The organism is Mesobacillus jeotgali, assembly GCF_014856545.2.
In the GTDB taxonomy this organism is placed as follows: Bacteria; Bacillota; Bacilli; order Bacillales; family Cytobacillaceae; genus Mesobacillus.
Genome location: NZ_CP109811.1, coordinates 4,270,126 through 4,293,701 on the forward strand (window position 1 = coordinate 4,270,126; position 23,576 = coordinate 4,293,701).

Annotated in this window: 15 protein-coding genes; 6 read left to right on the forward strand and 9 right to left on the reverse strand. The window is 43.0% G+C overall.

Going from position 1 to position 23,576, the window contains the following annotated elements; translation table 11 throughout:
• Positions 1-100 precede the first annotated feature (100 nt).
• Both FOF60_RS21890 and FOF60_RS21895 read right to left on the reverse strand, forming a co-directional pair.
• Positions 101-784 (reverse strand): response regulator, encoded by a 684-nt coding sequence (locus tag FOF60_RS21890; RefSeq protein ID WP_192469943.1) that lies wholly within the window; start codon positions 782-784, stop codon positions 101-103.
• Positions 785-865: 81 nt separating this feature from the next.
• Positions 866-2,008: a sensor histidine kinase gene (locus tag FOF60_RS21895; protein ID WP_192469942.1), complete on the reverse strand. Its 1,143-nt coding sequence runs from the start codon at positions 2,006-2,008 to the stop codon at positions 866-868.
• 422 nt (positions 2,009-2,430) lie between these two features.
• Here FOF60_RS21895 and FOF60_RS21900 point away from each other — a divergent pair, with 422 nt between their 5' ends.
• Both FOF60_RS21900 and FOF60_RS21905 read left to right on the forward strand, forming a co-directional pair.
• Positions 2,431-3,069 (forward strand): YigZ family protein, encoded by a 639-nt coding sequence (locus FOF60_RS21900; RefSeq protein WP_192469941.1) that lies wholly within the window; start codon positions 2,431-2,433, stop codon positions 3,067-3,069.
• Positions 3,070-3,173: 104 nt separating this feature from the next.
• Complete coding sequence (locus FOF60_RS21905; RefSeq protein ID WP_192469940.1) at positions 3,174-4,190, forward strand: LCP family protein; 1,017 nt, start codon at positions 3,174-3,176, stop codon at positions 4,188-4,190.
• A gap of 217 nt (positions 4,191-4,407) precedes the next feature.
• Here the strand turns inward: FOF60_RS21905 and FOF60_RS21910 are convergent, their stop codons facing one another.
• Positions 4,408-5,466, reverse strand: a complete 1,059-nt coding sequence (locus FOF60_RS21910) for a glycosyltransferase family 4 protein (protein ID WP_192469939.1) — start codon at positions 5,464-5,466, stop codon at positions 4,408-4,410.
• Positions 5,467-6,083: 617 nt separating this feature from the next.
• On the opposite strand from FOF60_RS21910, the gene secA2 reads away from it, so the two are divergent.
• Complete coding sequence (secA2, locus tag FOF60_RS21915; RefSeq protein ID WP_192469938.1) at positions 6,084-8,441, forward strand: accessory Sec system translocase SecA2; 2,358 nt, start codon at positions 6,084-6,086, stop codon at positions 8,439-8,441.
• A gap of 14 nt (positions 8,442-8,455) precedes the next feature.
• Positions 8,456-9,361: an accessory Sec system S-layer assembly protein gene (locus FOF60_RS21920; protein ID WP_192469937.1), complete on the forward strand. Its 906-nt coding sequence runs from the start codon at positions 8,456-8,458 to the stop codon at positions 9,359-9,361.
• 390 nt (positions 9,362-9,751) lie between these two features.
• Here the strand turns inward: FOF60_RS21920 and FOF60_RS21925 are convergent, their stop codons facing one another.
• From FOF60_RS21925 to FOF60_RS21940, 4 genes are all read right to left on the reverse strand, one after another.
• The gene (locus tag FOF60_RS21925) at positions 9,752-13,285 is read right to left on the reverse strand and encodes a S8 family peptidase (protein ID WP_192469936.1); all 3,534 of its coding nucleotides are present in this window, start codon (positions 13,283-13,285) and stop codon (positions 9,752-9,754) included.
• 211 nt (positions 13,286-13,496) lie between these two features.
• On the reverse strand, positions 13,497-14,579 hold the full coding sequence (locus FOF60_RS21930) for a hypothetical protein (protein WP_192469935.1): 1,083 nt from the start codon (positions 14,577-14,579) through the stop codon (positions 13,497-13,499).
• A 20-nt stretch (positions 14,580-14,599) separates the two neighbouring features.
• Positions 14,600-16,042 (reverse strand): MBOAT family O-acyltransferase, encoded by a 1,443-nt coding sequence (locus FOF60_RS21935; protein ID WP_192469934.1) that lies wholly within the window; start codon positions 16,040-16,042, stop codon positions 14,600-14,602.
• Between the two features lie 232 nt (positions 16,043-16,274).
• Positions 16,275-18,269 carry a phosphodiester glycosidase family protein gene (locus FOF60_RS21940; RefSeq protein WP_192469933.1) on the reverse strand — a complete coding sequence of 665 codons (1,995 nt, stop codon included), beginning with the start codon at positions 18,267-18,269 and terminating at the stop codon, positions 16,275-16,277.
• A 232-nt stretch (positions 18,270-18,501) separates the two neighbouring features.
• On the opposite strand from FOF60_RS21940, the gene FOF60_RS21945 reads away from it, so the two are divergent.
• The gene (locus tag FOF60_RS21945; protein WP_192469932.1) at positions 18,502-19,554 is read left to right on the forward strand and encodes an S-layer homology domain-containing protein; all 1,053 of its coding nucleotides are present in this window, start codon (positions 18,502-18,504) and stop codon (positions 19,552-19,554) included.
• A gap of 87 nt (positions 19,555-19,641) precedes the next feature.
• Here FOF60_RS21945 and FOF60_RS21950 read toward each other — a convergent pair whose 3' ends face one another.
• Complete coding sequence (locus FOF60_RS21950; protein ID WP_192469931.1) at positions 19,642-20,607, reverse strand: S-layer homology domain-containing protein; 966 nt, start codon at positions 20,605-20,607, stop codon at positions 19,642-19,644.
• Between the two features lie 295 nt (positions 20,608-20,902).
• Here FOF60_RS21950 and FOF60_RS21955 point away from each other — a divergent pair, with 295 nt between their 5' ends.
• A complete protein-coding gene (locus FOF60_RS21955) occupies positions 20,903-21,835 on the forward strand; it encodes a polyisoprenyl-teichoic acid--peptidoglycan teichoic acid transferase TagU (RefSeq protein WP_192469930.1) in 933 nt (310 codons plus the stop codon).
• Between the two features lie 326 nt (positions 21,836-22,161).
• Here the strand turns inward: FOF60_RS21955 and FOF60_RS21960 are convergent, their stop codons facing one another.
• Complete coding sequence (locus FOF60_RS21960) at positions 22,162-23,523, reverse strand: ABC transporter substrate-binding protein (RefSeq protein WP_192473606.1); 1,362 nt, start codon at positions 23,521-23,523, stop codon at positions 22,162-22,164.
• Positions 23,524-23,576: the final 53 nt, after the last annotated feature.

Genomic DNA, 23,576 nt, shown 5'->3' on the forward strand with positions numbered 1-23,576 from the left:
TGTAAATCTCTGGCGGTTTTTCTGTCGTATTTTTCCACCAAAAACCGACAAAAACCACATCTGCCATTGTCGACAAATGTGGTTTCTTCGTTTCTTCATTTTATCTCACTTCTACCCAGCCATTCTTGATGGCAACGACTACTGCCTGGGTGCGATCGTTTACGTTCATTTTTTGTAAAATATTGCTTACGTGGTTCTTGACTGTCTTCTCACTGATGAACAGTGCTTCGCCAATGCCTCTGTTGCTTTTTCCATCTGCCAGCAGCTGCAAAACTTCGCATTCGCGGCGTGTCAGCAGGTGAAGAGGACGGCGAATTTCAACCGGGGATATGTACTTATCTGTTCCGCCTTCATCAGCGGATAAACGGCGGTATTCTTTTACAAGGTTATGCGTTACACGCGGGTGAAGGTATGAACCTCCATCTGCAACAACTTTAACAGCTTCGATTAGCGCATCTGCATCCATTTCCTTTAACAGATAGCCTGTCGCGCCTGTCCTAAGTGCATGTGTTACATAATTCTCATCATCATGGATGGAGAGGATGATGACCTTTGATTCAGGATACTTTTCAATCAGTTCAGCTGTTGCCTCTACCCCATTTGTGTTCGGCATGTTGATATCCATAATGACAACGTCTGGCTGATGCTGGTCTACTAGCGAGATAGCTTCGCTGCCGTCGTCACCTTCTGCCACTACTTCAAATGATGGTTCAAAATCAAGGATCCTTTTTACCCCTTCTCTGAAAAGTTGATGGTCGTCAATAATGACAATCTTTGTTGTCATATCATTCGCCTCCCTTTACGGCTTCTATCTCTATTTTTTATCTTGGCAGCGGCTGGTGCCGCATTGGATACGCTGCTATTTTCATAGATTCATCGGAACCTGGATGATGACTAAAGTCCCTGTACCAATTTTCGAGTGGATGTTCAGTTCGCCATTTAGAAGCTCCACCCTTTCCCTGATTCCAAGGATGCCGAATGATTCTGGTTTGGCATCGTTGACATCAAAGCCTCGGCCATTGTCTTTTACCACTGCTATTACCAGGTCTCTTTTTATCTCCAGCTTAACCTGGATAATCGTAGCATTGGCGTGCTTCAGCGCGTTTTGCACTGATTCCTGGATCATTCTGAACAGAGCGACTTCATAATTGGCAGGAAGTCTTTTATCCTCACCCATATTGGAGAATTCTATTTTTGTCGTCTTATGATAGTCTTCGATTGTCTGTAAATATTTTTTGAGGGTAGGAACCAAACCTAAATCGTCAAGAGCCATTGGCCTCAAATCGTAAATGATTCTCCTGACCTCATATAGTGCCGAACGGACCATCTTTTTCATGTCTTTAATTTCTTTGATCGCTTCGCTTGCACTGCGCTCTTTATAGATTTTCTCGATAAGGTCCGACCGCATCATCACATTCGCCAGCATTTGTGCGGGCCCGTCATGGATCTCACGGGAAAGCCTTTTTCGCTCATCTTCCTGGGCTTCAATGATTTTCAGGCCAAAATCCTGCTTCTGCTTCGCCGTTTCCAGCGCCTCACCCATTTGCCTGATATCGCTCATCAAATAATTCATGACGACGGTTATTTGCGAAACAAGGTGTTCAGCTTTTTCAATTGTTTCACTTAATCCTAGAAGCCTTCGTTCAAGATCATCCCGTTTCTCCCGAAGCTGTTTTTCTATCTGCCTGTTCAATGTCAAATCCATTTGCAGCTTATGAGCAACCTCATATGCCTCACGGACCTGCACTTCGGTATAATCCTTGAAATGCTTACTTACTTCTGACAGCCTTTTTCTCGCTGCCCTTACCTGGGTATCAAGAAAGTCACCTTCATTGATTGTTTGGGCAACCTTTCGTTTAATTTCTCGCAATTCATCTGTAATCGACTCATAATCCGAGCGGCATTCTTCGCCAATTCGAAAAATTTCGTCTTTACTTTCGCCAACAGTTTCAATCATTTTTTCAAGAATCATATCAAGAGCTTTAGAATCAAACATTTTAATAACCATTTAAACTCCCCCATGGGTGGCACACATAGATATTTTATCGTGAAACATGGATGGTTACTAATTTCAACAAGAAAATCATGCCAATTTTAATAAAAATCGTCATAAAGACACAGAATCAGATTACCATTCTAAGTCTTATATCCTATAATTTTAGGAAATAAACTCTTCTTTGAAAATTAAAACATTTTTCCAAAAATATTAATCGGAGCCTTTCCTATTGGTAGGACCACTAAACATTATAACATCCATACATATTTACTGTATTAAAGTTATATTACAATCATAAGACAGGAATTGTCCTATGATAAGCTGTAAACTTATAATGAATTGTAGCACTAAAAACTATTAACGAAAATAAGCACTGTGTCAAAATGACCATATAGAGTATTGGGAAATTTTTTAAAAGAGAGGAACGAACCTAATTGCTTCCAAATTACTATACAGTAAAAGGTTATGGAGAACATGAAATCGAGATTCAAAAATCCCGGTTCATAGCATATATAGATAGAGCGGAGACAGAGGAAGAAGCCCAGGAGTTCATCCAGTCCATTAAGAAAAAACACTGGAATGCCAATCATAATTGCTCTGCCTACATGATTGGCGAAAATGATCAGATCCAGAAGGCTAATGATGATGGAGAACCAAGCGGTACTGCAGGGGTACCAATCCTTGAGGTTTTAAAAAAGAAGCATTTAAAGGATACGGTTGTGGTAATCACACGTTACTTCGGCGGCATCAAACTTGGAGCCGGCGGTTTGATTCGCGCATACGGCAAGGCCACTTCCGAAGGTTTGTCAGCCACAGGAATCGTAGAGCGAAAGCTGATGCGAATCGTTCACACCACTGTTGAATACACCTGGCTTGGCAAAATCGAAAATGAGCTAAGATCATCCGTATATCAATTAAAAGAAATCCACTACCTGGATAAGGTGGAGATCGAAACATTCGTGGAAGAAGCACAGACAGAAACGTTCAAGGAATGGATGGTTGAACTGACGAGCGGACAGTGTGAATTGCGTGAAGGCGACATGCAATATTTAGAGGAGCCAGCTGCCGTTTAATCGGATCTTTGAAAAATTCAATTTACGAAACATGATAAAAATTGTAGAATAAAATGTGGCTTACAAAAAAAGGTTGATTATTTTTTAACAAAAGGAGCTATCTTATGTCTGTTGATAGACGTTCACTATTGAAAAAGCGCAAGAAACGAAGAAGAATCGTTTCCACCGTATTGTTTGTCGTGCTATTCACTGTCCTTACTGCAGGTGGATACGGAGCATTCTTATATAATAAAGCACAATCCGTCATTGATGATTCTTATAAACCGCTGGATCGCCAGTCAGATAAACGAGACAAACAAGTTAATCCGGATGTCGATAACATCTCCGTCCTGTTTGTCGGAATCGATGACAGCGAAGCACGTAATTTCGAGTCCGCATCGCGTACTGATGCATTGATGCTGGCAACACTTAATGAAAAAGACAAATCCATCAAGCTGTTAAGCATCCCTCGTGACTCGCTTGTCTATATCCCAAGCAAGGGCTATGAGGATAAAATCAACCACGCGTATGGTAAAGGCGGCATTACTTCTACTATTGAAACGGTCGAAGAACTGCTCGATGTACCGGTTGACTATTATGTCCAAATGAATTTTGAAGCATTCATTGATGTCGTTGATGCCCTGGATGGCATTGAAGTTGAAGTCCCATTTGAATTACATGAAAAAGACTCAACTGACCGTAATGGTGCGGTTTACTTGAAACCTGGACTCCAAACCCTTGATGGTGAGGAAGCATTGGCACTGGCACGCACAAGAAAGCTCGATAACGATATCGAACGCGGCAAACGACAGCAGGAAATTCTTAAATCAATCATGAAAAAAGCAGCCTCTGCTAAATCGATCACAAAGTACTCAGACGTAATGGAAGCCGTTGGCGACAACATGCAGACGGACCTATCTTTCAGTGAGATGAAAGCATTGGTCGACTATGCTACGGCAGGATCAAGCCTGGATGTCGAAACAATGTCTCTCCAGGGTGCCGATGCAACGATTGACGGCGTATATTACTACCAGCTTGACGAAGAGGCATTGCAGCAAACGATGCTTGACCTCAAAACCCACCTGATGGTATCAGGGCAAGAAGACTCGCACAAACTTGCCGAAAAAGATGACGAAGAATAACATTTCCAGGACAGTATAAAGCTGTCCTTTTTATTTTGCAGAAAACATTGTGCTTTTATGTAGTGCCCTTCATCATTTATTGCAAAATGAATCTAAATCACACCATATTTTCTATATATCCAACACCACTAAGACTAAACATAATTTTTTTACCTATCCCTAAACAGTCCATTTTCCCAACAAAAAAGCCGTTCCAATTCAGGAACGGCTTACTTCATTATGATCGATCTTTTGCTGTCGAGTAACGACGAACAAATTTTAATAATGGACGATGGTTCTTCCCCATCAAGCCGATACTTTCCGCTAACACTTCAATCAGCAGCAACAGGCCGGCAATTACAAGGAATGAACCCCATACCTTTGCCTGGGAGAAAATCACAGCTGTTAATCCGAAGAATGCTGCAAGAGCGTAAATCAAGATTACAGTCTGGCGATGCGAATACCCAAGTCTCAATAAGCAATGATGCAAGTGTGATTTATCAGGTGCCGATAACGGCTTTTTATTCACTACCCTTCTGATGATCGCAAAAAATGTATCAGATATGGGTACACCGAGGATAATAATAGGAACAATCAATGAAATGACTGTGACATTTTTGAATCCCAACAGGGAAAGTACAGCTATGATATAGCCCAGGAACAATGCTCCTGTATCTCCCATGAAAATCTTTGCTGGATGGAAATTGTAAAACAGGAAACCAAGTGTGCTTGCAAGCAATATTGCAGCGATAGCAACAACATAATAATTACCCATAATCAACGCCATAAAAGCGATGGTAATTAATGCAATGGATGAAACACCGGCTGCCAGGCCATCCAGACCATCAATCAAGTTGATGGCATTGGTTATTCCGACAATCCACAAAATGGTCAGCGGGATACTCAAGTAACCGAATTCGATTACTCCGCCAAAAGGCAGGTTGATAAACGATACGAGCACATCGCCCCAAACGACTACAACAATGGCTGCTGCCAATTGTCCGGCTAGCTTAATTTTAGCGGAAAGCTCGAACATATCATCGAAAATTCCGGTTAAAATAATGATTAAGCTGCCGAGTACCAGCGGCCAGTGGGTTGCACTGCTTGGCTGGAGTACGAGCAAGCCGACGATGAAGCTGATATAAATTGCTAAGCCCCCGAGTCGAGGCATGATTTTTTGATGGACTTTTCTTTGATTGGGTTTATCTGTCGCGCCGATTTTAATGGCAAACCTTTTTACCAGCGGCGTGATCAAAATGGAGGTGATAAAACAAATGAACATTGTAACATAAATCATGTTGGTCCTCCTTAATAAATAGCATAACCAATGCGGGTTTATTTTGAACATCTAATTGATGACTTTTCCGTTATAAATTGTCAGTCCACAAAGCAGCTGTCAGGACTGTCTGCAGTGCATGTTTTTAGCCGAAATGAGCAATTGCTCAGATTACCACAAAAAGCATTATAGCATAAGTTAGTAATCTCTGAAACAACTAATATTCCTAACTATCGACAAATATCTTCATTTTTACTAGTACCATTTCCCGATTCCCTTGAAAAACAAACGTATTCCAGCCTCCTATACTTTTCGTAAATAACCTTATTATTTAGTGGGTATTCAACTCAATCTTTTATATAGACGTTGTGTAATACGAATAAGTTACCGAGAATAATAGAAAAATTTGTCACCTTGGCAAAACATACTATTATAAGGAAATAAATGATATACTACTATAAAAAGCGCAAGCGCCTTGGTCAGCCCCGACAAGCGCTGGAGGGCCGACCGGTGAAGTCGTTCTTTGACTTCATCGGGCGGACCGAAACGACTCGAGGGGATAGGCGCTGAAGCTAGACACTAATCAAAGTGTAAAAGCTTAATTAAATATTCAAACATGATTAAGGGAGCGTTAATGGATGCTGTCGATTTTAAAGAAGAAATTTGGCGATTCGAATGAGAAGCGCCTTAAGAAATATCGGGAGTTAGTACAACAAATTAATCAAATAGAACCAGAGATTGAAAGACTCAGTGATGATGAGCTTAAAAATAAAACAGTTTACTTTAAGGAGCAGCTTGCCAGCGGCAAAAAGATCGATGATATCAAAGTCGAGGCCTTTGCTGTCGTTCGCGAAGCATCAAAGCGCGTGCTTGGCCTGCGTCACTATGATGTCCAATTGATCGGCGGCCTTGTCCTCAATGAAGGCAATATTGCTGAAATGCCTACTGGCGAGGGCAAAACATTGGTCGCTTCACTGCCGAGCTATCTTCGTGCCCTTGAGGGAAAAGGTGTTCACGTTATCACAGTCAATGATTACCTTGCTACACGTGACCGTAACCAGATTGGCAAGATCCATGAGTTTCTAGGGTTGACGGTCGGATTGAATGTGCCGATGATGGAGGCAAATCAAAAGCAGCTTGCCTATCAGGCTGACATTACATATGGAATCGGGACAGAATTCGGCTTTGACTACTTGCGTGACAATATGGTCGCCAGCGTAGCACAGCGTGTCCAGAGGCCTTACCACTTTGCGATCATCGATGAGATTGACAGCGTGTTGATCGATGAAGCGAAAACACCTTTGATCATTGCCGGCAAAATGGAATCAAGCGCGGACCTCCATTATATTGGAGCCCGACTTGCCAAACGCTTCGAAAAAGATGTTGATTATACCTTCGATGAAGAAACGAAGGCAACAAGCCTTACGGATACCGGCATCAATAAAGTTGAGAAAGCATTCGGTGTCGATAATCTTTATGACCTTGAACACCAAACGCTGTATCACTATATGATCCAGGCAGTGCGCGCACATGTGATGTTCGAACGGGATGTTGATTATATTGTCAAGGATGGCAAAGTCATGCTGGTCGATATGTTCACAGGCAGGATCATGGAAGGCCGCACGATGTCAGATGGACTTCATCAGGCACTGGAGGCCAAAGAAGGTGTAGAGGTTACAGATGAAAATAAAACACAGGCATCGATCACAGTACAGAACTATTTCCGTATGTACCCAATGATGTCTGGTATGACTGGTACTGCCAAGACAGAAGAAAGCGAATTCCGCCAGGTTTATGGGATGGATGTCATTCAAATCCCTACTAATAAGCCTGTCATTCGCAAAGACCTTACAGATTTTGTGTTTGAAACGAAGGACCAAAAATACACCGCTGTTACAAATGAAGTCAAGGAACGAAATGTCAAAGGCCAACCAGTTCTTATAGGAACAACCTCAATCCTTCAATCGGAAAAAGTTGCAGAATACCTCAAGAATGAAAACCTGCAATTTGAACTTTTGAACGCCAAGACGGTTGAACAGGAAGTCCGCCTGATTTCCCAGGCTGGACAGCGCGGCAGAATCACAATCGCGACCAATATGGCCGGCCGCGGAACTGACATCCTCCTTGGTGAAGGGGTAGCGGAATTAGGCGGACTGCATGTCATCGGTACAGAAAGGCATGAAAGCCGCCGTGTCGACAATCAGCTTAAGGGCCGTGCAGGACGACAGGGTGATCCTGGATCTTCTCAATTCTTCATCTCGATCGAGGATGATATGTTCCGCCGGTTCGCCCAGGATGATCTGGAAAAGCTCAAGCCTACCGTGGTTACTGATGAAAAAGGCGTCATCCAGAACAAAAAGATATCCGAGTTTGTCGACCGCACGCAGCGGATTGTGGAGGGTGCAAACTTCTCCATGCGCGAATATAACCTGCAGCTGGATGATGTCATTAACGAGCAGCGCAATGTCATTTATACTCTCCGCAACAGGGTACTTGAAGAGCAAGATCAAATTTCGATCATCTTGCCGCTTGTGGATCGTACCGTCAAGCACTTATTGGACAAATATTGCCTTGAGGACGAAATTCCAGAGAACTGGCCTTTGAAAGATTTAAAGCTCGAGCTGGATCAATTCCTTCCAGGAATGAATATTGAATTCCCTGATGAGAATTTTGACGAGAAAACCATCCAGCAGCTTACTGAAGGCCGTGTTTCAGAATTCAAAGAAAAAGCAGAGTCTGTACGTGATAACCTGCAGCTGCAGGAAGCTTTAAGAGGGTCTAATACCTTTGTGATCGACCGCAATTGGATCAGGCATCTTGAAAACATGACAAGGCTGAAGGAAGGCATCGGAATGCGCCATTATCAGCAGGAGGATCCTATGCGCCTTTATCAGAAGGAAGGCCTGGAACTTTTTGAAATGGCCTATTATAAAATCACGAAAGAAATCAGCATCCAGACTGCACAGCTCATGATTGTAGCTGAATCCCAGGAATAGAAAGGATTAAGGATATGTTTTCTTTTTTCAAAAAAAACAAAAAAGATAAGATTGAAAAACTAGGCGAAGATACTGTAGTAGCTTCAAAGGAATTGCTTGATGACGAAAGTGCCGTTGAAGATAACCAGGAAGTATACACAGAGCTGTCGCTGCACCCATCGATGAATGTACCGCAGGAAACACAGTATGTACTGCGTTTCCTCAACAATGAGCTTCCTCCTTTGAAGCCGAACCAGGTATCACTTTCAGGAATTGAGCTTCGTGCAGAAGAAAGCCAGCTGGTTGTCTCTGCATTTGTCCGCAATAGTGTGCCGAAAGCGATCAGTCTTAATGAATCACCAATACTGCTGATTGGTCCAAATGGAGAGCATTTGGCTCGCAGGGTGTTCGATTTAAGAGAGCTTGGTGAAATTCCGGCAAACAGCAGCAGACCATGGCATTTCCATTTTCAATTAAGTGATGTCCTGACCAATGAAATACCTCCCGAAGGCTGGAAGCTTGCATTTGAAATCAAAGCTCCCCACCGCCTTGATCTGGATCCGGCATGGGAAAACGTCCTTCCGGATGATGAAAAGGAAAAGCTCGTCAAGCTTGTTGAAAAACTTGGACCGCCAAATGATGGTGAAGTGAATTTCATGGGGCTCCAGGCGAAGAAAAACGAGAATGATGGCCTGAATGTCACGATATTCATCCGAAATGGGAATAACAAGAATGTTCAGCTGCATCAACTTCCTCTTCAAGTCGAGGACGCAGCCGGAGAAGTGATTGCCAAAGGTGGATTCGCTCTGGAACAGTTCGAGGTAAAAGCCAATACAAGCAAGCCTTGGACATTTATTTTCCCTAAGGAGCTATTGCTTGTTCAGGATCCTGACCTTTCGAGGTGGAAGGTTAAAATTGTCGAGCATAAAGAAACCATATAATGAATGAAAAAATCCGAATCCCCCGTTTTGGAGGATCCGGATTTTTTATATTTATTTGACTGTTGCAGTGCTCGAAAAGTCACATGAATCTTCCAAAAGCTGCAATCAGTATGAAGACAGGACTTCTCAAAAAATGAAGAGTACCCGCTTTTTAAGCGGGTACTCTTCATCGGCCATAACCAACCCTTGCACATTTGAAAAATAACAAAACAGGAATTGTGCTACATTACTATTTTACCACGTTGGCATCTTTATACAAGGATAAAATAAGAAATATTGTCATATTTAGCTAGTAAATTTATTTATTACCTGAACCAGGTGTTCTTTTGATAATTGACTGAATTTTGCAAGAAAAAAATAGAAGAGGCGCTGCCCCTTCCATTCTATTTATTACTTCATATACACTTTCAGCTTATATGGCTTGATGGTTGAGCTGCCATGGAAATCGCTGATTTTGATCTGGTAAGTTCCCTTTTTCAAAGAAGCTGATAACACTTCGGCATCACCTTCTGGATAGAAATCAGCCTTAGAAACCAGTTTACCGTTTTGGTATAGCTCGATTTTGCCATCTGTCTCAATAGAACCTTCCAATTTGATGACACCTGAAGAGTTGCGCTCAAGGGTGAATGTATACCAGTCCTCGTCACCGAATGTTAATCCGGAATTGAAGTGGCCTGTTGACTCCCATGTATGAACTGTTAATTTCTTCATTTTTACAGGCTTGGATGCTTTATTGTTTACTACTTTATTGCCTGCGTCCTCATCCTTCGTATTAGCTGCAGCGACAGTCAGCTTGTAAGGCAGTAGAGTTAACGGTGTGCTACTCTCTGGCCAGCCAGCTGCCACGATAATGTAGTTGCTGCCTTTTTTAGCCTTGAAAGAACCAAAGGTATAGCCGTTATATACTCCCTTTTCAATATATTGAGCAAGGTTGTATTCAAATTCATCCACTTTGCGATTTTTGTTCCGGTCTTCGATGATCTGGACAAAGCCGTAGAACGGACTGACGATTTCTTTCGGCAGGCGGCTAAGCGTTTTGGTCAAAGCACCACGCTCGAGAGTAACACCATGGACTCCGGTAGTCTTTGCCTTGAAGTAGAATACATCCTGGTCGTTTGGCATACCGAAGTTGCCTTGAACCACTGCACCTGGCATGTCTTTTACTTTTTCCAGCTTGTCATTGTCCTCGTATTTATCCATAACATCCTTCGTGACAAGTCTTGAATTGAATGCATATGAATTGAAGCTGATTTCGTTCCTCATATAATCGTTGTTCAGTTTGATAAGGTATTTCTCTCCCTTTTTCAAACCTGTGTATACTTTAGTGGTGACTCCATTGCCAAACATTTCCCAGGTGACATTTGTTCCGATATAGTTAAGCCATTTGAACTCTTCACCTTCATCATTCTTTTCAGTTTCGAGCTTATAGATTTCAAACCAAGGAATATTGCCTGACTTATCGAGTGTGAACTCGTATACTCCTGTTTGCTGAGGGCTGAGTGTAAACCAATCCTCATCCTCGAATGATGATAAATATCCGTCTGCACGTTTGCCGATTGTATATGGTCGTGCATTCTCCTGGACCATATTCAGGTATTCCAGTTCAGGGTTTTCCTCATGCGCTGCATGATAGGCTGAAGCAATTTTAACCCTTTGCTGCTCAAGGTCTCCTTCAGCATGTTCTTCCATCGGCTCCTCTGACATTGGCGGTTCCTCCATGAACGGAAGATTGTCTTCATCCGCCGGCATTACTTTACCGTTAATACTGAAGAAATATGGTACCAAAGAGCTTTCAGGCTTCACCATTGTTTCAGTGAACATATCATAGCCATAATAGAATTCATACATACCATAGTAGTTGCCAGGCTGATTTGAAACTTTTACAGCATAAGGCATTCCTGGCTCAGCAGTAAAGGTCAATGCTTCCCCTTCACTGATTCCGCCATTGTTGGCATAGTACATTGGCTCGAATTCCTCGCCATGTTCACCTTCATGCGCCGCCTGGTATTCACCTTTATCAGGATATTCTCCCTCAGGCATCTCACCTGAAACTGGCAGGATCATATCAGCCGGATAAACACTGATTGCCGAGTTGGTTCCCGGAACCGCACTTACTTCCAGCTTTACGACCTGTCGTTCTTCTACGGAAAACGTGAAGTAGTCATCATCTTCTCCATACCTTCCTGTAAAAGTCAGCGGATTCTCGTCATTGCTGTATGGAATCGTTTCGATTGCCACTGGATTCTCAAGGTCTGAATCATCTGTCAGATGACCGGTTGTCCTGCTTACCTGCAAAGTATATTTAGATGTTTTCTTTTTAGAGTCATCATAGTTTGCATTGACGTCCTTTACGCCTATCGCCAGTACTCCATCAGCTGGAGCTATGAAAAGCTTGCCTTCCGCCTTGCCTTCACGAACTTTATTGACTTCATGAATGCGCTTTGTGCTGGCAGAAGTGAATCGCATCATCATTTTGTAATCATATTTATCCGCACCGGATAATACAGACTGGATGTTGTCCCCTTTTTTCACATCGAACTTGATCCATTTTTCCTCGTAAGGCTTAGTGATTGCATCAGTGAACAATGATTGCTCGCTGACTTTCACGTTTTTGGCAGCTGCGAAGATTTCTTTTTCCGTCATTTTCTTATTTACGATGGAAGGAATCTTCTTCTGGTCAAATTGCAGTGCTTTTACAGGATTCACTAACCCGTGTCCAAATTTTACGTCAAAACCTTTTTCGCCCAGGTCATCTGCACTGTGCTCCAGAATATACTCAACCTGTGAGGCAGTAAGCTTTGGATACTTGGAAAGCAAAAGTGAAGCAGTTGCTGCTACGACCGGAGATGCCATGGACGTACCGCTCATTTTACGATAGCTTGATAGTTTTTCCGGTTCATAGATTGTACTGTAGACATCTTCTCCCGGAGCGACGATGTCAACAGAAGGCCCGAAAGAAGAATAGCTTGATAGTTTTTTATACTTATTGGTAGAACCAACGCTGATGACACCTTCATATCCCGCCGGATAGTTTGTCCAATCAGTAGCATCATTGCCGGCTGCGGCAATAATAACCACATTCCTGGCGACTGCCTGCTTGACGGCATCCTCTATGATCGGCGAAGGCATTGGGCCTCCAAGGCTCATATTGATGACTCTTGCCCCGCTCCTTACAGCTTCGAGGATTCCTTCGGCAATCGCATAGTCACTTGCGCCCCATCCACGGTCAAAAACATCGATAGAAAGGATATCAGCATCCGGATTGATTCCATACCCGCCGATTCCGTTATCTTTTTTCGCAGCGATAATTCCGGCAACGTGAGTTCCATGTGAATCGGCCATCCCGGGGCTGATAGGATTGACGGTATTTTTGCTTGAAATGATTTTCCCTTTTAAATCAGGATGGTCTGCTTTAATCCCAGTGTCGATGACGGCAACCTTCACTTTATTTTTCCCGGAAAGCTTTTGCGCTTTTTCGATCTGCAGCTGGGTTAAATGATACTGCTCCCCAACCTTTGGGTCTTTGAGGCCAAGCTGCTGGTACAGTACAGATGGAGTAACTGAAACAACTTTATCAAGCTGCTGGTATTGTGAAATGACCTTATGTAGGTTCTTTTTATCCTTCACCTGAACAACAGCATATTTCAACCCTGAAACCTGATGGACCAATGTTCCCCCGAGCCTGCGATGTTCTGTTGCAGTCAGAGGCTTCTGGTACTTTATAACCAAAGTATCCTCACTGAACGGCGGTTTTTTCTGGTCGAGTTTTTGCTGCAGCAATGGTGAATTCACCGAAATTGCTGATGTCCCAACATGCTTATCACTAGATTTTGCAAATGTTGCTCCTCCCGGCATGAGTGCTGTGCCTGCAATTAGGCTGGCACTGACACCAATCGAAACGAGGTTCTTTTTCCATTTCCCCAATTTCCACTCCCCCTGTCTCTACTATTGGAATTCTCATCCAATTCTAATACTACTTTTTTTCGATGACTTTTACAAGAAATACCATACAAAGAAATATCGCATCAACCGACAATGCAGGTGTTGAAATTTCGTGGATTATGGAGAGTGGTCCAATGGGACAGGCTTTTTAGAGGTAAAGAAAAGGCTGCCAGATTCTGTCTGGCAGCCTTCTTTATTCATTATTACTGACGTGGAGAGGTTGTTCTTTTAACTGATCATATGAGAAGTTTTCAAGCTGGTCTGATAAACTCTCTACTTTTTCTTTGTATTCTTTTTCAGATTGAATCGGTTTCTCGAAAGCCATTTTCTCGAGCAGGATGTCATTTATATATGGAAAGTAATGAGAACGATCGATATAATTCCCGACATTGAAAGTGATATCTGCTTCATCCTGGAAATCATAGACTTCCGTATTCTTATAGCTTTTTAATTCGTTAAAGATTGCCAGCTTGGTCTGAAGTCTGTCTTCGTTAATGTCAGGCTTCTGGGACTGGATCACCATATGCCTTGTAATGGGATATGGAGCATAAAAGAACGTGAACTTCGTGTCTGGATATTTTTCTACCATATACAGCATGTTCTTCCTGAAGCTCTCCATATAGGATTCCAGGTTATGCGATGCTTCAGGCGGTGCATTCAGCCCCTCCGTTTGAGCCCTCATTTTATCGATTGTCAGCGGCTCTTTTTTCGCACCGAATTTATAGAAGAGATGTGGATTGACATCGTCTTTTACAAGATGCTGATTCTTGATCTGGTAATCAATCTTTTTGATTGCTTCGTAACTCAGAAGGTACGGAATGTCATTGATTAAATTGCGGTCATACAGGAATTTAGGGAATGTCGCATCAACACGGTCCGGATCACCGGCCAGCGAATCATAATTGATTTCCCAATAGATATGATCGATATCCTTTGACTTCATCGCTAACTCAACCGCCTTCCGCTGTTCTCTTGCGGAGGAGCCGGATATCGTTGCATTGAACGATTTCGTCTTCAAGACTTCATCTATTTTTTCCTCGGTAAAATTGTGTGACATCGATGTGCCAACAAACAAAGTTTCGTACTCCAGATTCCTGATCAAACCGGGCATCTGGTAGCGCATATTGAAATTTTTCGTGAAAGTCCGCTTGTAAATTCCCTCTTTATGATAATAGACGTAAGGGTCAGTCACATAAACGAACCCAGCAATGAGGATTAGCACTGCTGCGAAGACGGCTATGAATTTAAGAACGTACTTCTTATATTGATGCTCCACGTGCAGAACTCCTTCAAACATTAAAAGTTAAAATACAGGAACTCGGAAACTTTTCCAAGTTGTAAAATCGATACGATCGAGATAAGCACGATGAATACCATGTTGATGTTGTTTGGCTTGAATCTTTCAAGCATTTCGAATGAATTTTTTCTAAACGTCACGACTAGCACGCCGATGATGATCAGCAGTACGCTCGGGGTTGTATAAAGCATCGGGCCATCTGGCAAAAGATTGATATTGAAGATTGGTTCCAGGACTCTTGCCACCCTGGTTGGCAGCTCTATTTTACCCATTCCGAACATTGCTTTTAGAATTGCGATCGCTTGCGCGAAGCTTTCTGCCCGGAAGAACACCCACGCTGCATTCACAAATTGGAAGGTGATGAACCATGCGAGCAGCTTGGGCATTGAATAGCCGCGACGGTTCCACCATCTGTAAATGACAGAAGCTACCCCGTGCATGAACCCCCAAAATATGAACGTCCAGCCGGCGCCATGCCAGAAACCGCTGACCATGAAGATGATCATGATGTTGATGTAGGTACGCGACGGGCTGATTTTGCTGCCGCCAAGCGGAATGTAGATATAAGCCGTCAGGAAACGGCTTAGCGTAATATGCCAGCGGCGCCAGAAATCCTGGATGTTCAGGGCCTTGTATGGCGAGTTAAAGTTAATCGGCAGCATGATGTTGAATAAGAGCGCCGCCCCCACTGCCATGTCCGCATACCCGCTGAAATCGAAGTAAAGCTGGAATGTGTAAGACAGCGAGGCGATCCAGGCTTCGACAAGGTTCAAGTCGAAGGCGTTTTTATATCCATCGTTTGCCCATATCGCAAAGGTGTCGGCGATCATGACTTTTTTGAACAGGCCGATGCCGAAGATGTACAATCCAAGCGAAATGTTCTTCGCATTCAACCGTGAATTCTCGTTATGGAATTGGGACATCACTTCTTTATGATGGACGATCGGACCGGCAATGAGCTGCGGGAAGAACACGACGAAAAGCATATACTCATCGAATCGGTATCCCTTTGTTTCATAGCGGTAGCTGTCGACTAGGTAAGCGATTTGCTGGAAGGTGAAAAAGCTGATCGCCAGCGGCAGCGCGAGATGAAGCAAAGGAAAGCTTTCTTTTAGCACAGTATTTACTGTAGCAATGAAAAAATCAGTGTATTTATAATAGCCCAATAACAGGACATTGAAGATGATTCCGATTGTAAGGACAGTTTTACGTGTTCCCAGTTTGTTGGTTTTGCCGAGGTAAGTTCCGACAGCGTAGTTGACCACAACAGACGCCAAGATCAATGGAAGGTAACTTACATTCCACCAGCTGTAGAAAAATAAGGATGCCACGACAAGCGAAATCTTCGCCAGCCGCGAAAGACCCGCATACTGAAGAACAAAATAAATAACAAAAACAGAAGGCAGAAAAAAGAAAATAAATTCATACGAATTAAATAACACAGCACACGCACCCTCATTAAAAATATTTACTGCACAATTATACATAAATTAAAGAATAATGTCATTTCATCCCGAAATATGGCACAAAAGAGAGTCGCTTTAACGCTGTGAACCATCGGGGGTCAGACCCCCGGCGCGGTGATGCGGTGAACGAATGGGGGTCAGACCCCCAGCGCGGTAAAGCGCTGAAGGACTGACCCCCATTTCATAAAATCATATTATAATTCTAATTTTACTTTTGGTTTTGCAGTGCCCTGTATAGGAATAGGGCGTATTGGATGCGGTCGACTGTGTTGGCTGGCTTGTACAGTGTGCCGTATCCTTCGGTGATTTTGTTTGCGTACAGTGCTGAGATCGCATTGTATGCAAAGCTTTGTTCAGGGACATCTGTAAATGGTGTCACTGCTGTGCCCTCTAATTTAAAGCCTTTTTGCAGGATGACGGCCATCTCTGCTCTCGTCAAAGGTGCATTCGGGTCGAAAAGCGTCCCGTTTTGTTTACCTGATATAATTCCGGCATTCGTAATTGCCGCTATTTCATTATAAAAACGGTATGTCTTCGGAACATCCACGAAGTTTACATCCTGCACGTTTGTGGTATCAAGCTTTAATGACCGTACAAGCAATAATGCTGCATCGATACGCTTCAGCGTGTTTGCAGGCCTATACGTGTTGTCAGCGTAACCAGCAATAACATCCTGATCATATAAATACTTGATGATTGAGTAATATTTATGCGTGCTAGGGATATCCACAAAAGGAGAATCATTTTTCACCTTAATCGGGATTTGTTTTGTCATGTTGCCATATGTCGCGACGATTACTCCGTCACCAACTTTAGTCGTTTTTAAAGTGTTGCCTTCAAATGTGCCCATTGTGCTGGAAAGTTTCAATTTTGACGGATCCTTTGCCAGCGGGTTGTAAAATTGGTCAAGTACATATTTAAGAGAAACCGTAATGGTAGATCCAACATTGACAGACGAACTTGAAAGCCCTACGCCAAAGCTGGTCTCGGCCCCAACTGGTGCAGTGCTGATCGCCTGCAATGTCGTGGACACCGATCTTTCCCAGCCGTCAGATGGCCGGTTGATCAATGTAGCCATATCGCTTCCATAATTACGGGCAAGCATCGTGGTCGAGCCGCCTCCATCTAGATTAAGAGCTTTATAGGCGCCTAGTTTTACAAGATACTGGGCGAACTCTGTCAGGTTCATCCCCTTACTATAACCGGATTGCCTTCCATCCACGGTGACCAGGAAAACCTTACTCAAAGTTCGGTCAACTGCGATTGCGGTTCTTGGTGCTCTCTCAGTAGCACGTGGGCTCGAAGGAGTTATGCTCAAGGAAACTGCTCCATTATCCACAAGCCTCGGGCCGCTCGCCAATATGTATTTAGCGCCCTTCCACTTCTCATCGATTCCAATCGAAATCTGTACCTGCTCTCCTACCTGCATATATTTTAGGAATTCCATCGCAGTACCGTGCGCAGATAGTACAAATCCGTCCGCAGGGATTTTTGTTGGTGTTGCATCATTATATAGGCGTTTAGCGCTGACAGTTCCAGTGATGGTATCACCGAATGATAGATTCTTATTTTTCGAAGCTCCTGTAAAAATAACCTCATAACCGAATGCATTGGTATTCGTATATCCATCCATATAATCCGGTGTATACATAATCAAATTATCATTATTCCTGATTTTATTCAGGCTGGTGACTTCAGCTTCTGTCCCATTATGGACAGCAGTTAGGTCAAGGTCAAAATACTCGATTTGTGCCTTGCCGGCTGCATTGATCCCAAAAGCGATCGGTTCATTCACATACTGGTCGCGCCCAGAGGCGATGATCCCGGAATTCACCAAAACATCATTTTGAGCAATAAGGTACATTGGCAGTTTGGTGTTTGTATCGAAAAAAGAACCATTAATCGCTCCTACTACTCTATTGCCTGCTCGGTGAACAGCTTTCGCCTGCGCTGTAGTACTTGAGATTTTTCCGATTTCCGGAATTGAAACATCCAGCCTCGTATATGGATCCTGAAGATTCACTTCAAGAACTTTGATTGACTGCGTGTTACTGTTAATATACTCCTTGTTTTCAGTGTATTTAACGCCTGGTGACACCTGGAATTGTTCAAATACACTTGCAAACCCAGAATGCACTGTTACTGACTGAAGGAACAGAAGACTCACGGCTAATGTGACGACTACCTTCTTTACAAACTTCAACTCTTTTCCCCCTATTATGTAATCTACCATTATCTGTATCTACCAAAATATTTTTACCACAATAAACATATTTTGTCGATTGGTGATTGATGGGTATAAATAGGCATTTTTACATAATAAGCCTGTGTATTGCCATTTTCTGAGTTAACTTTATCCTTTAATTACCAATATATTTATCTAGTATTCATATGTAAAATTTAGCTGACTACTAGATTATAAAGGGGGAAATACAATGCGGAAAATGACCGTATTGCTGCTTGCTTTTACAATTGTTCTTGGTTTGCACTCGAGCCCTTCTGCTTCAGCTTCTGCGACATTTAAAGATATAGATAGGTCGCCAATGAAGTTTTACATAGAAGAACTCGCGAAAAACAATGTAATTTCCGGATATGCTGATGGAACGTTCAGGCCTAAAGAAAATTTGACAAGGGCGCAGTTTGCTAAAATGCTTGCTCTTGCCATGGAACTGCCATTAGATTCAAAGGCCGCTGCACAATTCACAGATTTAGCCGATTGGTCGCGGCCATATGTAGGCGCGCTGGTAAAAGCGGAAATCACTTATGGAAAATCAAAGACATTGTTCGGAGCGAACACTTTGATTACTCGCCAGGAAATGGCCGTGATGTTTGTCAGGGCGATGGGATTAGAAGAATTCGTGGTCCTGCTGGAGTATAATGCCAGTTTTGCAGACATTCAAAAAGTATCCAGCTGGGCCCAGCCGCATGTGACTTTTTTGAAGGATATCGGTTTTATCGAAGGGAATGGAAAATATTATTTCCCTCATGACCCGACTACTCGCGAAGCGTTCGCTAAGCTGACCTATCGTTTCAAAATGGAAGAATTGAAGTACTACGAGCTTGCACTTAACCGAATCATTCTGGAACTGGTCGAAGAAGCTATTGATGTTGAGTTGATCGACGGAGAGACAATTGAAGTAACTTATGACGACGGGGAAATTTATGAATATGAGATCGCCTACTTCATGCAGGGGCTGTACATGACATTCCAGTACGAATCGCTCGCATACCTTGATGGCTTCATGTGGCAGCAGATGACCTCAGCTGAAAAGAAAGAAATTATCATGTTCGCGATCAGTTATTGGGACAGCGAGTATAGCGAGTACATTTTGAAAAGACCAGCAGAACAAGCCTACAACCTTCTGCTCAGCAGACTTGACGGCTATTATGTAAACAGCATCAACAACAAAGACAACCTCCTGCGAACACTCCTGTGGAGCGCAGTAGACACATACACAATCGATTACATCCACCAAGAACAACAATAAATCACCGCGTCACAGCATTGGGGGTCAGACCCCCAACGCTTTAACGCATAAAACCCCTGGGGGTCTGACCCCCAGGGGTTTTATGCGTTAAATTAGTGCTGTGCCTGTTGTGCTTGTTCCTTTTGTATCGATATTGATTGATACTGGCGTTGATTTGACTGTGAAATCGAAGTTCTGTTCGATGTCGTCTACATAGATGATTCCTTTTTTACCAGCTAGGTCTGGTGAGATATCAAATGTTACTGTCATGCGGTCTTCTGAAAGAACAGCATTTGCCATAACTGGCATGGTCATTGATCCATCTTCGTTTTCAATATAGATCAAGAGGCCATCTGCGATATCCTGAGGTGTATATTCCACAGGTGCCGCTTCTTCCAAAGTAACCTTCAATGTATTTGAATCCACAAATTCAGAAGTTACTGCATATGGGAAGTAAATGTTCTCATCTATGAACATGAAAGTTCTATACAGGAGGTTGGCAAAATCACCACGAGTGATGTTCATGTTGGTCCCAAAAGAAACCGCTGTCTTACCGAACGTAATTTCAGTTCCATATAAAGATTCGATATAAGGCCCAAACGCTCCGACTGCATCTGTGAATGGAGTTTCAACAGCAAAGTCCTCTAATCCAAATCCTAAAACAAGAATTTTTGCCATCGCGCCACGAGTCAAAGGCTCATTCGGGGCAAATTTGCCTTTACCGACGCCGGAAATGATACCAGCTTCAGCAAGTGCATTTACCGATCCTTCAATACGTGGAATCAGGTCAGTAAAACCAGCATCAGGTGCATTTTCAATATCAAGGCCAAGAGCATTTGCCATGATGACAGCTGCATCCCCACGAGTTAAGTTAAGGTTTGTCCCGAAAGTAGTTTCTGACTTTCCGTTGACAATGCCCCAATCATGAAGAGAATAAACTGCTTCTTCATAGTTTCCGCTCACATCTGTAAACACATGATTATCGTGAGCCAATGCTGCCGGTGCAACCGCAGAAACGACAATCGCCGCAGAAGTTCCTGCTGCTAAAAATTTGTTAAAAGAACGATTTGCCAATGTAATTCCTCCTGGAATAATAAGTTGATATTTTACAAGAAACCCATTCTTGCTAAAAAGATTTTAGCAAATTTAAAGTTTTTCTAATACATGTAAATATTCCCTTATTAATAGGGAATATAGATAGTATAAATATCTCATGCAATAACCCCTTTAACAGGTATATCCCCCTACTTCTGCTTGATAGATTGCAAGGATTCTCAAATCAATTATATATCCCATCATATTATTGTTTTAAAGCATCAATATCTTGTAAAGGATAAGATAAGCATATTAAATCGGAGGTTTTATACACATGACCCGCAACGCCAAAGGGAATAAAAAAATATGGAGACGAATTTTGATTGCGTTCTTCCTGTTGATGATTTCAGCAATCGGGATCTACTCCTATTCTTTATATAATTCAGTAACTAAGACAGTAGATTCCATACACGAGCCAATCAGCCGGGAAAAATCCGAAAAAAGAGTTACACCCATTACACTTGAAAAAGCAGAACCTTTCTCCGTACTAATGCTTGGAGTCGACGAACGTGACGGCGACACCGGCCGATCCGATACGATGGTCGTGGTTACGGTAAACCCTGATCAGAACTCTGTAAAAATGCTGAGCATTCCCAGGGATACAAGAACAGAAATCATCGGAAGAGGCTTTCAGGACAAAATTAACCATGCCTATGCTTTCGGCGGTCCAGAAATGTCATTGGATACCGTGGAAAACCTGCTTGATATCCCGCTTGATTATTATTTGCAGGTCAATATGGAAGGCTTTTTAGAAATTGTTGATGCCGTAGGCGGTGTGACTGTTCAAAATGATTTCAGCTTTAAATATGGAGGCTATGATTTCCCCAAGGGTGAAATTGACCTTGACGGGAAAAAGGCGCTTGCTTATTCGAGAATGAGATACGAGGATCCGAGAGGCGACTTCGGCCGACAGCAAAGGCAAAGGGAAATCATCCGCGCGGTAATCCGCAAGGGGGCCAAACTTTCTTCTTTAGGGAACTACGATGAAATACTTACAGCTTTAGGCAACAATGTTAAAACAAACCTGACATTTAGCGAGATGTATGATATTCAGTCTAAATACAAAAAAGCCGGCAAACAAATCGAGGAGATTGAGATGAAGGGCACAGGCGGAAAAATTGATGGGATTTACTATTACCAGGTGGATGATGCCGAAAAACAAAGGGTTCAGGAAGAGTTTAAATCACACTTGGGGATAAAAAAATAAAAAAATTATTTAGGACAAAGTCCTCAAAATCCAGTTTTACTTTTTGGTTTTTCGACTATAATTACCCATTTAGTAGCGGTAATTCCCTATAAATATGGTTATTACAGTGTATTTTGATATTTTTTTACACTTAATTCTTTATTTTACCATAATGAATTACCCTAATAAAACTTAGTTAGCAAGCGTAAGATATATTAGATTTTGGTTGAATAGCCATTTTGGGCTTCCCCCTTCTTCTGGTAAAAGACGGGGGTTTTTTTATGCCCTTTACCATACAAACGCACTAACGCGCGGGGTCTGACCCCCGGCGCGTTAGTGTGGTAAAGTTATTTTTTCTTTGTTTTATTGGCGATTTCAATGGCTCTGTCTGTTCCTTCTGCTGCCTGGTCTAGTGCTTCTTGTGGCGGTGTTCCCTGGTACATGTTTTCAAGTGCGGTGACGACTTGCTGGCGTGATTCAGGGAAGACGGAGATCAATGCACCCTGGGTCGCAAAGGATGGTTTTGTATCCTGCAGCTGGTCTACTGTTACCTTGAACTGCGGATACTTTTCCCACTCTTTCTTCACGATGTCTTCTTCATATGCAGCCGGGTTGATGGCGAAGTAGCCTGTGCCGATATGCCATTTCGCCTGGCTTTCCGGTGAGGCGAGGAACTTCATGAATTCCCATGCTGCCTGCTGCTTATCCTCGCCAATCCCTTTGCTCATCCATAATGATGCTCCGCCAATTGCGACACCCTGTCTCTCGACTTCATCCGGATAAGGGATATAGGCTACTCCTACATCAAATGATGAGTTATTGATCGCGCCGGCAACACCTGCTGATGAATCCATGTACATCGCGACTTTTCCTGTCTGGAAGGCAGCCCGGATGTCATCCCAGTTCGTTCCGTAGTTGCCGAAAGTTCCAGCTTTGTTCATGTCGTCCAGGAACTTGAAGACACGAAGGCCTTCTTCTCCATTAAACACAGCTTTTGTTGCGTCATCAGAGCGGCCGTTATCATTGTCGACATACAGACCACCCTGTGTGGCGACTAGCTGTTCAAAGAACCAGCCATATGTCAGCATTGAGAAACCAAAACGCTCATTTTTCTTCGTCAGCTTTTCTGCAGCAGCTTTTACTTCGCTAAACGTTTGTGGCGGGCTTTCAGGGTCCAGACCCGCTTCTTTAAAAGCATCCTTGTTATAAATCATTACCGGAGTCGAAGAGTTGAATGGCATCGAATAAAGCTTGCCATCAACCTTATAGTAGTTAAGAATATTCTCTTCAAGTTGGGACAGATCATAATTGTCCTTATCAATGAATGTCTGCATCGGCTCGATGAAGCCGCTCTCGATCATATACTTCGTCCCTACTTCGAATACCTGCATGATGGCCGGCGCATTATCGGTGCCGCCAACACTGCGAAGCTTTGTCAGCGCTTCTTCATACGTACCCTGGAATTCTGCATTGACCACAACTTTATCCTGAGAATTGTTGAAATCCGCGACAATGCCATCAAGCGCTTCCTGGCCCGGCCCCGACATCGCATGCCAGAACGATATTTCTGTTTTCTCGCCCGGCTTCGTGCCGCCATCCTTCTCCTTGTCTTTGTCATCTCCCTTGCTTGCATCATTCGAGCATGCCGTCATGACCAACAGACTGAAAATCGCACTAATCACGAGGAACCATCTGAACTTTTTCACCATCTTGCTGAACACCCCTTTTATTAAAATGCTTCTGGATACCAGAAGTTGAAACC

Excerpts from the sequence above, each read along its gene's own strand:
- FOF60_RS21910 (WP_192469939.1), bottom strand. The coding sequence starts at position 5,466 with ATGATTTATGTTACAATGTTCATTTGTTTTATCACCTCCATTTTGATC.
- FOF60_RS21920 (WP_192469937.1), top strand. The coding sequence starts at position 8,456 with ATGTTTTCTTTTTTCAAAAAAAACAAAAAAGATAAGATTGAAAAACTA.
- FOF60_RS21960 (WP_192473606.1), bottom strand. The coding sequence starts at position 23,523 with ATGGTGAAAAAGTTCAGATGGTTCCTCGTGATTAGTGCGATTTTCAGT.
- FOF60_RS21955 (WP_192469930.1), top strand. The coding sequence starts at position 20,903 with ATGACCCGCAACGCCAAAGGGAATAAAAAAATATGGAGACGAATTTTG.
- FOF60_RS21945 (WP_192469932.1), top strand. The coding sequence starts at position 18,502 with ATGCGGAAAATGACCGTATTGCTGCTTGCTTTTACAATTGTTCTTGGT.
- secA2 (WP_192469938.1), top strand. The coding sequence starts at position 6,084 with ATGCTGTCGATTTTAAAGAAGAAATTTGGCGATTCGAATGAGAAGCGC.
- FOF60_RS21895 (WP_192469942.1), bottom strand. The coding sequence starts at position 2,008 with ATGGTTATTAAAATGTTTGATTCTAAAGCTCTTGATATGATTCTTGAA.
- FOF60_RS21890 (WP_192469943.1), bottom strand. The coding sequence starts at position 784 with ATGACAACAAAGATTGTCATTATTGACGACCATCAACTTTTCAGAGAA.
- FOF60_RS21905 (WP_192469940.1), top strand. The coding sequence starts at position 3,174 with ATGTCTGTTGATAGACGTTCACTATTGAAAAAGCGCAAGAAACGAAGA.